Origin of the sequence: Bhargavaea sp. CC-171006, assembly GCF_009761675.1 — a bacterium.
GTDB classification, from domain to species: Bacteria; Bacillota; Bacilli; order Bacillales_A; family Planococcaceae; genus Bhargavaea; species Bhargavaea changchunensis.
In genome coordinates, this window is record NZ_QUZH01000004.1 from 44,083 (window position 1) to 58,182 (window position 14,100).

Annotated in this window: 14 protein-coding genes; 4 read left to right on the plus strand and 10 right to left on the minus strand. The window is 51.9% G+C overall.

From position 1 onward, the window contains the following. Positions 1-158: 158 nt before the first annotated feature. The 3 genes from DZC51_RS01685 to DZC51_RS01695 form a co-directional block, all read right to left on the minus strand. Positions 159-2,177 (minus strand): TRAP transporter permease, encoded by a 2,019-nt coding sequence (locus DZC51_RS01685; RefSeq protein WP_157293637.1) that lies wholly within the window; start codon positions 2,175-2,177, stop codon positions 159-161. Beyond that, positions 2,170-2,532, minus strand: coding sequence for a DUF1850 domain-containing protein (locus DZC51_RS01690; RefSeq protein WP_157293638.1), 363 nt, complete (start codon positions 2,530-2,532; stop codon positions 2,170-2,172). Before DZC51_RS01690 ends, DZC51_RS01685 begins: the two co-directional genes overlap by 8 nt. Before the next feature lie 104 nt (positions 2,533-2,636). Continuing rightward, entirely contained in the window at positions 2,637-3,632 is a 996-nt protein-coding gene (locus tag DZC51_RS01695) for a TAXI family TRAP transporter solute-binding subunit (RefSeq protein WP_157293639.1), read from the minus strand. A 211-nt stretch (positions 3,633-3,843) separates the two neighbouring features. Here DZC51_RS01695 and DZC51_RS01700 point away from each other — a divergent pair, with 211 nt between their 5' ends. Beyond that, positions 3,844-5,529, plus strand: coding sequence for a DUF2207 domain-containing protein (locus DZC51_RS01700; RefSeq protein ID WP_157293640.1), 1,686 nt, complete (start codon positions 3,844-3,846; stop codon positions 5,527-5,529). Between the two features lie 64 nt (positions 5,530-5,593). On the opposite strand, the gene DZC51_RS01705 is transcribed toward DZC51_RS01700, so the two are convergent. The 3 genes from DZC51_RS01705 to DZC51_RS01715 form a co-directional block, all read right to left on the minus strand. Continuing rightward, positions 5,594-6,658, minus strand: coding sequence for an acyltransferase family protein (locus DZC51_RS01705; RefSeq protein ID WP_370513667.1), 1,065 nt, complete (start codon positions 6,656-6,658; stop codon positions 5,594-5,596). A gap of 80 nt (positions 6,659-6,738) precedes the next feature. Continuing rightward, a complete protein-coding gene (locus tag DZC51_RS01710; RefSeq protein ID WP_157293642.1) occupies positions 6,739-7,419 on the minus strand; it encodes an LrgB family protein in 681 nt (226 codons plus the stop codon). Next, a complete protein-coding gene (locus DZC51_RS01715) occupies positions 7,416-7,772 on the minus strand; it encodes a CidA/LrgA family protein (protein ID WP_232524043.1) in 357 nt (118 codons plus the stop codon). Before DZC51_RS01715 ends, DZC51_RS01710 begins: the two co-directional genes overlap by 4 nt. Before the next feature lie 163 nt (positions 7,773-7,935). On the opposite strand from DZC51_RS01715, the gene DZC51_RS01720 reads away from it, so the two are divergent. Beyond that, positions 7,936-8,727 carry an SDR family oxidoreductase gene (locus tag DZC51_RS01720; protein WP_157293644.1) on the plus strand — a complete coding sequence of 264 codons (792 nt, stop codon included), beginning with the start codon at positions 7,936-7,938 and terminating at the stop codon, positions 8,725-8,727. 177 nt (positions 8,728-8,904) lie between these two features. Continuing rightward, positions 8,905-10,308, plus strand: coding sequence for a purine-cytosine permease family protein (locus DZC51_RS01725; protein WP_157293645.1), 1,404 nt, complete (start codon positions 8,905-8,907; stop codon positions 10,306-10,308). 94 nt (positions 10,309-10,402) lie between these two features. Here DZC51_RS01725 and DZC51_RS01730 read toward each other — a convergent pair whose 3' ends face one another. Together DZC51_RS01730 and DZC51_RS01735 are read right to left on the minus strand one after the other, a co-directional pair. Next, positions 10,403-11,932, minus strand: coding sequence for a solute symporter family protein (locus tag DZC51_RS01730; RefSeq protein ID WP_157293646.1), 1,530 nt, complete (start codon positions 11,930-11,932; stop codon positions 10,403-10,405). A 2-nt stretch (positions 11,933-11,934) separates the two neighbouring features. Continuing rightward, positions 11,935-12,312: a DUF485 domain-containing protein gene (locus tag DZC51_RS01735; protein WP_157293647.1), complete on the minus strand. Its 378-nt coding sequence runs from the start codon at positions 12,310-12,312 to the stop codon at positions 11,935-11,937. Between the two features lie 304 nt (positions 12,313-12,616). Between DZC51_RS01735 and DZC51_RS01740 the strand changes: the two genes are divergently transcribed. After that, positions 12,617-12,922 carry a DUF3243 domain-containing protein gene (locus DZC51_RS01740; protein WP_232524042.1) on the plus strand — a complete coding sequence of 102 codons (306 nt, stop codon included), beginning with the start codon at positions 12,617-12,619 and terminating at the stop codon, positions 12,920-12,922. A gap of 92 nt (positions 12,923-13,014) precedes the next feature. Here DZC51_RS01740 and DZC51_RS01745 read toward each other — a convergent pair whose 3' ends face one another. Next, positions 13,015-13,482, minus strand: coding sequence for a DinB family protein (locus tag DZC51_RS01745; protein ID WP_157293648.1), 468 nt, complete (start codon positions 13,480-13,482; stop codon positions 13,015-13,017). Continuing rightward, the gene (pcp, locus tag DZC51_RS01750) at positions 13,475-14,095 is read right to left on the minus strand and encodes a pyroglutamyl-peptidase I (RefSeq protein ID WP_157293649.1); all 621 of its coding nucleotides are present in this window, start codon (positions 14,093-14,095) and stop codon (positions 13,475-13,477) included. The genes DZC51_RS01745 and pcp overlap by 8 nt, the downstream gene beginning before the upstream one ends. Positions 14,096-14,100 lie beyond the last annotated feature (5 nt).

A 14,100-nucleotide genomic window follows, 5' to 3' on the forward strand; every position in this document is an offset into this window, starting at 1 on the left:
CTTTCCCCCATTGTACAATGAAACAGAGAGTGCAACATCAGGATCAGGGGATTGATTAACGCTTTAGTGAGGGAACAGACGAAAAGTTCCCGAGACCGTCTTGCCAGATCAGGCAAAAGGTTTCGGGAACGCTGACTGGTCGGACAGACTCCCTATTGTCAGGCAGCCGCCGGGCTATTTTTCCGCCTGTCTTTCAGATAATTGAAACTGAAAATCACGCCTACAATCAAAACTCCGATAATATCGGAATAAGTTTCAGGGATGATCATTCCGATGGCCCCTGCCCCCAGCAAAATCCGGAAAATCAGGTTCATATCTGTCCGGAAGTAACCTTCGATAGCCGAGCTTAGGGCGATGATGCCGATCACCGCAGTTACCGTGATCAGCAGGATGTCAACCGGGGCGGCCATCCCAAACTCCCTTGCATTCGTGGCGACGCCTTCCGTATCCAACATCAGCATTGCCGGATTATAGACGAACAGATATGGAATAAGGAAACCCGCCGTGGAAAGTTTCAGGGCATGGAAACCCGTTTTCATCGGATCCCCACCGGATATTCCGGCCCCCGCAAAAGCGGCCAATGCAACAGGCGGCGTGATATTGGCAAAGATCCCAAAATAGAATACGAACATATGCGCAACAATGATCGGAATATCAAATTCCGCCAGAGCCGGCGCAGCCATCGTAGCAGTGATGATATAAGCCGGAATTGACGGTAGCCCCATTCCGAGGACCATTGATGCCAGCATGGTGAAGAATAGCGTCAGGAACAGGGAACCTGCTCCGAGACTTGCGATGGAAGAAGTCATCACGTTCCCGAAACTTGTCAGGCTGACCACTCCGATGATGATGCCGACCACCGCACAGGCGACCATGACAGAAAGCGACTGCCTGGCGCCACTGTCGAGCGCGGCCAGGATATCCCTGAAGCCCATTCGGGTCTCTTTGCGGATGGCCGCGATAATCACCGTGGAAATAATGGTGTAGATTGCAGTCTGGCCTACCGGCACCCCCTGGTATAGGAAGAAGACAAGAAGCAGGATCGGCAGGAGAAGATGCCCTCTTTCCTTCATCACTTCCTTGACGCGCGGAAGATCGGCCTTCGGAATGCCTTTCAGCCCCCTTCGTCCTGCGCGGAAGTGAACTTGCATGATTACACCGAGAAAATACAGGAGTGCAGGTATCAATGCCGCCAGAGCAATGGTTCCATACTGGACACCGGTTGTCTCCGCCATGATAAATGCGCTCGCTCCCATGATCGGCGGAAGGATCTGGCCGCCAACCGAAGCACTTGCTTCAACAGCTCCCGCAAAGTTCTTTGAATAGCCGATTTTTTTCATAAGAGGTATGGTGAACGCGCCGGTCCCCACTACGTTGGCCACTGCCGCCCCGTTAATGCTTCCCATAAAACCGCTTGAAATGACGGCAACTTTTGCTGGCCCGCCCTGTTTGTGCCCGGCCAGCGCAAGTGCCAGGTCATTGAACAATTGTCCCATTCCCGACCTGGCCAGAAAAGCTCCAAAAAGGATGAACAGGAAAATGAAATTGACCGAAGCACCGATGGCTGTTGAGTATAGCCCTTCCGTCTTCAGATACAGCTGTCCGAAAATGTCCCCCAAATCGAACGGACGGGTCGCCATGCTGATTGGCACCCATGGCATATGACTGAAGAATGGATACGACAGGAAAATCAGTGCCAATACCGGGAGGATCCAGCCGGTAACCCGGCGTGCCGCCTCCAACACGAGAACGACCGCCACAATCGCCATCATGATATCTGCCGTATTCGGGATTCCGCCCCTTGTCGTGACAATGGCCGTGTACTGTGAAATCAGGTAGCCGGCCGTTGCGAGCGCTCCGATGAACAACAGCCAGTCCAGCAAGGGCACACGATTTCTGTTCTGCTTTTTGGTCATCGGATAAAGCAGGAAAATGAGACCGATCCCGACTGCCACGTGCACAGCGCGCTGTTGCAGTGCCGGAATCGGGTTGAATGTCGTATACAGATGGAAGACTGAATAAAGAATGGCGACTGCGGCGATGAAAAACCCTACAGTCCGGCCGCTTATCTTTCTCGTTCTGGAGTCTGCATCAAACTTCTCCAACAGCTCTTCCTGCTTTCTTTCATCCAGGAATTCCGTCTCCGCGGCTATTCTCTTTTTCTCGGCTTCACTCATGATGGGCACCTCCGAACAGCCGCCAAAGCGGCACAGTTTTGTGTGTAATGCTTACCGACCACCTCTCTCCGCCGGGTGCATAGAGAGGCAATTCCCCTTTTCCAAAATAGAAGGTCGTCTTTATATCTTTGGACGTAAAAATGTTCAGTTCCGGCACTTCCCGATCCAGTGCCATATGGACAAATCCGTCATCGGAAGGGATGATTTTACCTTCAGACGGAACACCTGCCCCATATGTTTTGAATCTTGTTCCCGTCAGGTAAAGCTTTCCGTCCCGGGCCTCATACGTTTCAAACCACGGTTCCTTCTCCACAGAGTGAATCCAGCCAATTTCGAACCGGTCCGTCCGAATCATGTCTTCCCAAGCGTCAGTTGTGATCTGGATGGCAGGTACCGGTAAAAAAAGAGAAAGAAGGAGCATAACGACCGCTATGCCCCCGAACATGAAGCTTTTGGATTTCATTGCTCGTCATAGTACTTTTGCGCTCCCGGATGGACAGGAGCGACCATACCTTCCTGTGCCCCCTCCAGAGAAATGTCGGAAGCCGCCTGGTGGGAGTTCTCAAGTGATTCCAGACTATCAAAGAATTCTTTCGTCAGTTTATAGACGTCGTCTTCCGACAGCTCGGACGACACGACAAGGGCATTCATGATGGCTGCAGTCGGAACGGCTTCTTCATTGCCGTATGTATCCGCCGGGATTTCCATAGAGATGAAATATGGCTGTTCTTCCGCGATTTCTTCAACTTTTGCCGGATCCACGGAGACCATGCTCAGATCCAGGCTTTTCGACAATTCAAGTACGGAAGAGTTTGGCAGGCCGCTCGTCAGGAAAGCCGCATCAATCTGGCCGGAACGCAGGCCGTCAGCCGCTTCGGCATAGCCCAGGTAATCGACTTCAATATCGTCATAAGTGATTCCGTGGCCTTCCAGAAGGTTCCGTGCATTGACCTCGACTCCAGAGTTCTGATCACCCACTGCCACCCGCTTGCCTTTCAGATCATCGACCGTTTCGATTCCTGAATCTGCAGTCGTCACGATCTGGACGAAGTTCGGATAGAGAGCGGCGATCTGCTGGACCTGGTCTACCGGCTCGCTGAAGTTTCCGGTACCATCCACAGCTTCCGTGAGCACATCACTCATCACAAAAGCCATCTCGACCTTTCCTTCCTTGATGAGATTGATGTTTTCGACGGAGGCGCCAGTCGTCTGCGGTTTGGAGTTTACGCCGAACGCATCCGAAAATTCGCTGGCAAGTGTGGTGCCGATGATGTTGTATGGACCAGATGCTCCCCCAGTGGCAATGGTCACAATCCGGGTTTCAAGACCCTCAGAACTCCCGCCACCTTCCCCTTCTCCCCCGGCAGACCCGCCGTCATCCCCTCCGCATGCGGCAAGCACCATCGCGCTCAGCATTGTTCCTGCCGCAAGCGCTGTCCACTTTTTCTTCTTCATACAGAAAATCCCCCTTTTTGGTAGCCGTTCTTTGGAACTATTGATTGAAGCCATTATAGCAGTAGAAAGAAAGCGCAAACAAGTCGAATAGAAAGGAATGTTCAGATTAATTGGATATTCTATTGAATCTGGCTGCATTTGGACAATATCTGAAACCGTGGACTTCCTATTCCGTATAACAGTTAACAGATTTGAAACGGAGGCGGTCGCGATGACCCAAGTGATCAGAATCATCCTAATGGCGGGGTTCCTGCTGTTCCTGTTTCCGGGAGCCGCATTCGCTGTTGAGTTCGAAATCACTGACAGCCGGATCAAAGCCGAAACGGACAAAGATGGAACGGTCAACGTAACAGAGTTCCATACCTACCAATTTGACGGTGAGTTTAGTGGAGTGACCCGGATGCTTGTTCCAAAAGAGGGTACCGCCGTCTCCGGATTCAGCGCGTTGGAGGACGGACAGCCCCTGCGCACCGTGAAAGACGGAGAACTGTACAAAGTCTTCCGCGGCGGTGAGGATGAAAATATTACAGTTGAGCTCCGCTACGTCATCGAGGGGGCGGTGACTCGGTATGAAGACGGAGCCGAGTTTTACTGGCCGTTTTTTGACGACCGAAATGAATCGGATTATGGCAACATGATGATCACCGTCGTACCTCCGGAACCCTCTTCAGGAACGGAGCTGATCGGCTATGACGCGGCCGCGGGTACCGGGACACTCGAGTCTGATGGCAGCGCCCGTTTTGACCTGGGCCATGTCGGCTCGGGTCAAAACGGGGATATCCGTGTTGTTTTCGATGCCGCCCTGTTCCCTTCCCTGAATGCCGTTCCGGGGACCATCCGTGACACGATAGCCGCCGAACGGAAACGGCTTGCCGTAGAGCAGGAAGCCGCCGAAGCGCGCCATCAAACTGCGGTTTTGATCGGTAACATCATGTTGCCCGCTGCCATCCTGCTCCTTCTGGGTATCTTCTTGAAAGAATGGAACCTCTCGCGAAGAAAATCGGCGGAAGCAAGACGTGAAGCCGAGGCGTCCGGTTTCATGACGCCCAAAGAGATCATCAGTATGCCGGCCGTCATGCAGTTCATGTCCCCTGCCATTGACACCGGGCCGGAGCGCCTTTCGGCCGCGCTTCTGGACCTGATCCGGAAAGGCCAGGTCGTACAAGTATCCGAAACCCGGTTCGCGGAGACCGGAAAGGCTCCTGACCATCAGCATGAAGAAATCTTCCGCTCCTTCCTTTTCGACAGCTTCGGGGACGGTAACGGCGGCTTCGATCTGGAAGAACTGAAACGACGGACCGAAGATGACGAGCAGGCCGGAGAATACAGCAGCCGGATTGCGGAATGGAGCGGCACCGTTTCCCAGGAAGTCAAAGAGGCCGGGCTTAGGGAGGCCCACCCGGGCACGTCAGTGCTCCTGGCCCTCACAGGGAGTGTTCTAGCAGGCACCGCCATCTACTTCGCCATGGGGGAGGCTTGGATTCATCTCATCATCGCCATCCCGCTTGCACTGGCCGCGCTGATCGGTGCTGCGTTTTACCGGCCGCTCAGTGACACAGGCCGCCTGCTTCGTGAACAGTGGCAGGTCTTTGCAGGACAATTCAAGAATGCAAGGGCCGAAGAATGGACATCCTTGCCGCGCGAAGACCGGCTGAGGGGATACATCTATGCCATCGGCACGAAAAACAAAGACATCGATCTTCCGTTTGCGAAATTTGCGGATACCAGGCAGTCTTCCTCTGACACGCCGCCTGCCGTAATCGTCTATGACCCGCTGATCATGAACCGCTCCTTTGCCGTGGCAGGTGAGCATGCCGCCTATTCGAGCTCCGCATCCTCCTCATCCAGCTCGGGTGGAGGAACCGGGGGCGGGGGCGGCGGTTCAGGGGCATTCTGAGTTTTTAACGAACGAACAACAGCGCCATCCCGGTGTGCCGGGATGGCGCTGTTCCGTCTTTTGTTCACTTTGCAGGCTGATCCAGAATTTTAATTCTCCCAGTAAACGGCTTTGTAAATCGGGACTCATAGAAAAGCATCGCCCAGCCGATTGAGGTTGCCACACCCAAGAAAGTCAAAATGATGATATGGGACCAAAAATTATTAGCCACGGTCTGCGTGAGTTGGCTTAAATAAGGAAGCGTCAGCTGATGTGTCAGGTAAATAAAGAAAGAAAAATGGCTTAACTTAATCAGCGTTTGGTTAGGATTTTTAATCATTCTCAATAAAACCAATGCAATGATAAAAACAGATAATGCAAATATGAGCATGTCATACCGGTCACTTTTTACAGATACAAAGACCCTGTCCATGACCTTATTCATAATCATGAGATATGAAACAAAAACGCCAATGATCGGGATATAGAAATGCTTTGCGAAAAAGTTAATTACTTTTTCATAATCCCGTCCAATATAGAAAGCTACTACAAAATAAAACAACCAACCGATAAAGAGGGTCCTATCCCAAAAAGGATAAACTTGATCAATGAATATACGGAAGTCCTTATTACCTGCATGAACATACAGGTACGTAAATGACAAGATAAAGGAAATTAGAATCGGGGGTAAAGGATGAGTTTTCTGCAAGAAGCGCCCCAGCAAAATATGCAATATATAAAATTGGAAGATGACCAAAACAAAGAAACCGTGCCAATGCCCAAGCACAACTATTTCAAATGCGCGCTGGAAAAAGACAGACCATTCACCTTCAGAGTGCATGTAACTCCTGATCAACCCAATTAAAATATATGGAATCAGAATATATTTGACTCGTTTTAACAGAAACCCTTTCCTTACTCCATCAGGATAATTCTTTGAAATAAGGACCTCGGATATCATTACAAAAACGGGCGTCGCCCAAAGGAGTGCGAAACGAAAATAGGTTATGAATTGGTCTTGATCAAAAAGATCAGGTTCATAAGTTTTGGCGTAATTGGTGATTGAATGGGTGAGTACAACTGCCACACATGCAATTGCACGCAACAAATTAATCTCGTTGAGTTGCCTGCTCGTTTTTAACTTAATCATAATACAATAAATATAACATCAATATATTTATTTTTAATTTCCAATTTAAGTAAACTAATCCGTATTATTCCCTTGATTCCTCAACTGAAAAAGACCGTACAAACAACTGTAATCAAAATCGCGGTCAGAATATAGGCAACCGTGCTGACCGAGCCTTCCCTGTCACTCGTCTCAAAAAGTTTCGCGGTGCCGAAGCCGTGTGACGCGATCCCGATACTGAGGCCCCGGGCGACCGGGTGACGGATGCCCAGCTTGTCGAGAATCGGGATGCCGAGAACTGCTCCTCCTATTCCGGCGATCATGACGTAGACGACGGTAAGCGAAGGGATGCCGCCGATCATTTCAGAAAGTTCAATGGCAATCGGCGTCGTGGCATTTTTCGGAATGGTCGATGTGGACACGGATGCATCCGCCCCGAGCCACTTCGTCAGCAAAAAGCCGCTGAAGAGGCCGAAAAGCCCACCACCAAATACGCCGAGCAGAATTGGTCCAAAGTACTTTTTAACCATCGGCAGGTTAAAGTACAACGGATAGGCAAGAGCGACAACAGCGGGTCCAAGCAGCCAGTTCCACAGATTGGCCCCTTTCATAAAGGTTTCATACGGGATGTCCAGCAAAAGGAGGATCGTTCCAATCAGGAAAGTCGCAACAATCAGCGGTTGCAGCCAGGTCTTTTTGTACCGTTTGTAAAGATAAATGCCAATTGCATATGTACCCAGTGTCAGCAACACACCGAACAAGTAGGTAATGGCCGTGTTCATCTCGGCTCCCCCTTCCCAACCGACCGTTCGATCGCCCATGCAGTCAGAGCGATTGTCAGGAGCGTGCTCAAGAGCACCGTCACAAACGATACCGCATTCCATGTCCTGAACAGGTCAAGATAAAGAATGATGGCGACTGTCGTCGGGATGAAAAACAATGTGAAGTTCCGGATCAGGATGGATGCACCGTCGGCATGGGTATTCACCGCCAGGTTTTTGAACACGATAATGAACCCGAGCAGCAGGAGGAGCCCGATGATGCTGCCGGGGATCGGCAAACTGAGCCATGCCTTGACCTGCACACCGAAGTAATAAAACAGAAAAATCAGCGCGAGCTGAACGAATTTTTTCATGGACACCGGTCACCCCGCCTCATTCGAAAGTCAATCACCTTCTTCCATCTTACCCCTCCTCCCTGCACCGCTCAAGGTACCCCCCGATGAAATGGAACGAACCCTGCACGAAACAGCCGCTTTCCGGTACAATCGAGTCATCAGGGATAAAGGGGGATCTATCATGGATCTGAAACTGAAGGACAAACATGTACTGGTCATGGCTTCCAGCAAAGGACTTGGACGCGCCATCGCACTGGAATTCGCAAAAGAAGGAGCTTCCGTCTTCCTGACAAGCAGGAGTTCCGAATCACTTGACCAAACTGCAGGGGAAATAAAGCAGGAATCCGGAAATGGCAACATCCATTACCATTCGTGCGACATGTCCCGTGAGGAGGATATTTCTGCGCTCTTCCGTAAAGTCCGTGAAGTTTTCGGCGGTGTTGATGTACTCGTCAACAACACCGGGGGGCCGAAAGCCGGAGGGTTTGCCGGTGTAGATGATGCAGACTGGGTCCGGGCATTCGAGCAGAACCTGCTGAGCTATACACGCACCATCCGCGAAGTTCTGCCGGGCATGCAGGAAAACAACTGGGGACGCATCATCAATATCTCTTCCTCCTCCACGAAAGAAGTCATCGACGGACTGATCCTTTCCAATACATTCCGTGCAGGCATGGTCGGCCTGACAAAATCTCTTGCCCGCGAATATGCAGCTTCAAATATTCTCGTCAATACAGTCGGACCCGGCAGAATCGAAACAGACAGGATCATCGAACTGGACACCGCACGGGCACAGACCATCGGGGTATCACAGGAAGAGGTCACCGAGAAAGCCAAACAGGGCATCCCGATCGGCCGTTACGGGCAGCCGGCAGAATTTGCCCGTTCCGTCGTTTTCCTCGCCTCAGGCGCCAATACCTATCTCACCGGCCAGTCCATCGTCATCGACGGCGGCATGCTGAAGGCACTGTAATTGAATCTGATCGATAACACGGCAAGGAATCCTCTTCCCTGCCGTGTTCTGATTTAGGACAGCTTGCCGATATGCAAAATATTTGTTATGCTAGACCAGTTGCAGATTGTGAAATCCATCACATGGGAGAGTGGTCTTAACCAAATTCATAACTCAAATAGAATAAGGAGTGATTCAATGACTTCAGTGTCCGTAGACAAGCAGACAACGGCACAAGAAGCACATACTGACGACTATTCATTGGACCGCGTCCCCCGTTCCGAACGGAAAATGGGATGGCTGAGCATCACGAATATCACATTCGGAATCGCCACTGCGATCTTCTACTTCCAAATGGGCAGTGTCATGGCTCTGCAGTTCGGCGCCATCAACGCCCTGATCTCCTCAGCTTACGCGATTATCGTCGCCGGCATCCTCGGTTCGTTTATCGCCTATTTCTCCGCGAAATCCGGCATGAACGTCAACCTGATGTCAAGGGGCGGCGGATTCGGATATATCGGCGCCTCGCTCACGTCCCTGATCTACGCATCAAACTTTATCCTCTATGTTGCGTTTGAAGGACTGATCCTGGTCGCCGCCGTCCACACTTTCTTCCCTTCCATCCCCGAATGGATGCTCATCGTTGTCTTCGGATCCATTGTCATCCCGCTGAACTGGTTCGGCATCAAGCAGTTGGACAAGCTGCAGAAATGGTCGCTTCCGATCTTCTTCATCTTCCTGATCGCGGCGATCGTCTTCTCCTTTCTCACTCCGTCCGTTTATGAAGGCTCGTTCTGGACCTTCATGCCGGAAGGTGTCGAGGTCGGAGGTACAGCACTTCTGGCTTGTATCGGGATGCACCACGGCATCATGGGGCTCACCGCCCTGCTTGCATCCGACTACTCCCGGTTCCTTAAGCCTGAGGATATCAAAAAGGGATCCGTCATCATTGGATTTGTCCCTCAGATTTTCTGCTTCGGCGTTATGGGAGGTCTCGGAATCTGGTTTGGCGTCCGTCTCGGCGAAGCCAATCCGGGCGTCTACATTGTAACCCTCCTGGGACTTGGCGGCGCACTGTTTACGCTGCTGACACAGCTCCGCATCAACGTAACCAACATCTACAGCGCCTCGCTGTCCCTCTCGAACTTCTTTGAAAACATGTTCCGCTTCACGCCGGGCCGCCGCTTCTGGGTGGTCGTAGCGGGCGTTATCGGGATCATGCTGATGCTCGGCGGCATTGTTGACCACCTGGGCGCTGTCATGACATTCCAGGGCGTCTTCCTGCTCGCATGGGCCGCGGTGCTTGTCGCCGATGCGCTCATCGTGAAGAAGATGCTGAAAATCGGGCCGCTCTACTACGAGGCCCGTCAGCAATACCTGTATAAGTGGAACCCGGTCGGAACAGTTGCACTCATCGTAGCGAGTGTTCTCGGCACCATTGCCGCGCTTGGCTTCATGGGTGAATTCCTCGCAAGCACAGCGGCATTTTTCGCGGCAATCCTTGCCGCCATCCTGACCGTTGTCCTGGCGATCGCGACCAAGGGCCGCTATTACATGAGAAAACAGCCGGAGGAAGTTCCAGAGGAAGATTTTATTGCCTGACCTTTCGGCCCTGTCCCACTGCTCCCGGATTCACAATTGCATAGAAAAAACCGCTTCCGACGGAAATCCGTCCGGAGCGGTTTTTTGTTCGTTTTTATTCGCGGTATCCGGTGTTCGCACGTACCGATACCTCTGCAAAGCGCCGGGCGTCCGACTCTTTCGAGAGAATCGTGCCGAGCCAGCCGCCGAGGAATCCGAGCGGCACGGATACGATCGCCGGGTTCGTTAGAGGGAAAAGCGGTTCTCCAACAAACATTGCGGCACCGGCTTCCGGTGACAAAACGTTCGGGCTCACGGCCACGAGGACGAGTGCCGAAATGAGTCCGAACAGCATTGCGGTCAGGGCGCCGGTCGTGTTGAACCGTTTCCAGTAGATTGTGTACAGGATGACAGGCAAGTTCGCACTTGCCGCCACACAGAAAGCAAGCGAGACCAGGAAGGCCACGTTCAGCGACTGCGCTCCGAGCGCAAGGAGAATCGAGAAGACCGACACCCATAGGGATGCCTGGCGTGCAGCCTTCATCTCCTGTTGCTGTGTGGCTTGTCCCTTCTTGATGATCTGGCCGTAGATGTCATGCGCGAATGCCGACGCACCCGTCAGAACGAGGCCTGCGACTACCGCTAGGATCGTAGCGAAGGCCACCGCTGAGACAAACGACATGAGCAAGTCGCCGCCGAGCGCTTCCGCAAGCAGCGGAGCGGCCATGTTACCGGCCGGGTTCGCAGCCACAATTGCCTCATGTCCCACAAATGCCGCCGCGCCGAAGCCGAGGAAGATGGTCAGGATATAGAAGATCCCGACAATCCAAGTTGCCGTGACTACGGAGCTCCGTGCCGTCTTGGCATCCTTGACTGTGAAGAAGCGCATCAGAATATGCGGCAGCCCGGCTGTACCGAGGACAAGCGCCAGCATGAGAGAAATCGTATCAAGCGGGACCGTATACTTGAGTCCCGGCTGCAGGAACGCCTCTCCGTGGGCGGTCGCCGTCTTGACCTCGCTGAACATCGTCATGATGCTGAAGTCGAAGCGGGCAAAGACCAGGACCGCGATGACGACTGTACCGAGCATAAGCAGGACCGCCTTGACGATCTGAACCCAGCTCGTTGCCGTCATTCCGCCGAACAGGACATAGATCGTCATCATGACGCCGACGATAAGTACCGCGATCCAATAAGGAATTCCGAACAGAAGCTGGATCAGTGCGCCGGCACCCACAAGTTGCGCAATCATATAGAAAATGACGATGGTGATCGTGCTGAACGCTGCTGCCGCACGAACCTTTTTCGCATCAAATCGTGAATTGATCATATCCGCAAGCGTATATTTGCCGAGGTTCCGAAGCGGTTCCGCAACCAGGAACATCACAACCAAATACGCAATCAGGAAGCCGATGGAATAAAAGAATCCGTCAAACCCGAAAAGTGCGATCATCCCGGCGATTCCGAGGAATGATGCGGCGGACAAGTAGTCCCCCGCGATGGCAAGGCCGTTTTGCCAGCCGGTGAGTCCCCCGCCGGCCGTGTAGAACTCACCCGCGGTGGTCGTGCGCTTGGCCGCCCACCACGTGATGAACAGTGTAAGAAGTACAATAGATAAAAACAGGACTATGACTGTTGTGCTCAAGCTTATCCCCCCTTGATCTCTGTCTCGACAATCTCATCTGCATCCTTGTCGAACTTCTGGAACTTCCTGACGTACACCGTGCAGAGGACCCATGTCATGATGAACTGGGCGGACGCATAAATCCAAGCCCAGGATATATCACCGATCGCCGGTCTCTCCAGGACATTGGTATACGATGTCAGGATCGGTAAGGTGAAATAGAACACCAGGAAGAAAATCGTCAGCGGTAAGATGAACTTCTTCTTCTTCTCCAATAGCGTTCTAAAGCGGCTGCTATCCGCGACCCGAGCAAAGTCAATTTCCGCCTTTCGGCCCGGCGTTTTCCGCTGCTTCGCTTTCGAAGTTGTACGCTCTTCTGTGTAAACGCTTCCAGCCTTCATTGAAAGATTACCCCCTTCGCTATTACACGAAATAATAGGTCTATTGTAGAATAGGGTAAGTAAATATTCAAAAGGTTTTTTAGATTCTGTTAAAAATGGTATTTTAGTCTTAACGGTTTTGATCAGCACCAATCTATAAAGGCCCGTTTGATTTCCGTTACAAATTTAGAAGCAATGTTTTGCAGAAGGTTTGATGAGTAGATTAGAAAATACCCCCTGTTTCTCTGTTTGTTTAAATATATAAAGACAAGGCAATATTGAATAAAAGACTTATATAAAAACTGAATCTGAGAGGAGCCCAATCGTGGACCAATTCAATGATAAGATCGAAAATCAGATGCACGACTACGACAGCGAGGAAAAAGACCAGATCCTGGAGAACTTTAACCATTTCAAACAATTTCTCTCCCATAAAGTGGATCAAGGCGAAAAGATGGGACTGAGCGAGGAACAACTTGCAAATACGGCGGAAATGGTCGCCAATTACCTGATGAAACATGAAGAGCCCCGGAATCGGGAAGAACACCTGCTGCACCAGCTTTGGCAGGTAGCCGATAAGGAACAGCAGCATACACTCGCTCATCTGCTGATTCGCCTCGTTCAACAATAACCATCGTGTCGCCCGTTACAGACTGCTCCCTGTCTGCAAGGCGGATTATCGAAAAAAGCAGCATTCCCCGCAGATAGGAATGCCGCTTTTTGTTATTGAAATAATTGAATTCCCGGGTCTTTCCCCATCCGGACCAGCATCGAATGAAGCTGTGCCCGGTGGTGTGCCATATGGGTGAGGATCTGGACGAGCCAGCCCAATCGGGTATCCGCCGTTCCCCACCAGGATGTGGTGGTCTCATTCAACTCCGCTTCGCTATACCCGCCGTACCGTTTTTTGAGACCTTCCAGGTTGTAGCGGAGAGCAACGCGGATTTCTTCCGGGGAGTTTAATTCCGCCGACCGATAGTAGACAGCCATCTCCATTTCGGTCGCTTCATCGGATATACGGGCGTCCGCTTCGCAGATCAGAGCGATATGCGAGAGCAGTTCACCGAGCGACCGCTTTTCCGGGTCCGGACGGTAACCGAAGTCTTCCCCGGCCAGGTTGGAGGTCATCTGCATGACCGTACCTGAAAGCCACTCGAGATGCTGAAAAATACGGCTGCAGACTTCATTCATTCATAGGTTTACCTGCAATGGTCTCCAAGCAGATCCTGACTCCCCGGAGCAGGTCCTCATGGCTCCAGCTTGGAATTTTCCCATGACGGATTCCCAGCTCGTGCGAAGCAGGAATATGGATAAAGCCGGATTTCATCTCCGGATTCTCCGTCTTGGCGTAGTGAAGGCCGGCGTACATCACGTTGTTGCACAGATAGGCGCCGGCTGTGTTGGAGATTTCAGCCGGGAGTCCGGCTTCAAGCAATGCATTGACCATCCCGCGGACAGGAAGCGTTGAGAAGTAGGCGTCTGCCGCCTCTTCTTCGATCGGCTCGTCTACCGGAGTATGACCCTCATTGTCTGCCGCTCCATCTTTTACGTTCACCGCAATCCGTTCAGGTGTGATTTTGTACCGTCCGGCGGCCAGACCAAGGGAAACCGTGACATCCGGTTCCACTTCACGGATCAGCCCGATCAGCCTGGCGGATGCCTTGCTGAAGTCGACAGGCAAGATCCGGGTGCAAATCTGATAGTCTCCGATGACAGCTCTGTCAAGCTCTTCCGCAATCCGCATCGTCGGATTCACGGGATAGTCAAGGAACGGTTCAAAGCCCGTGAGTAAAATGGTTTTCATACCTA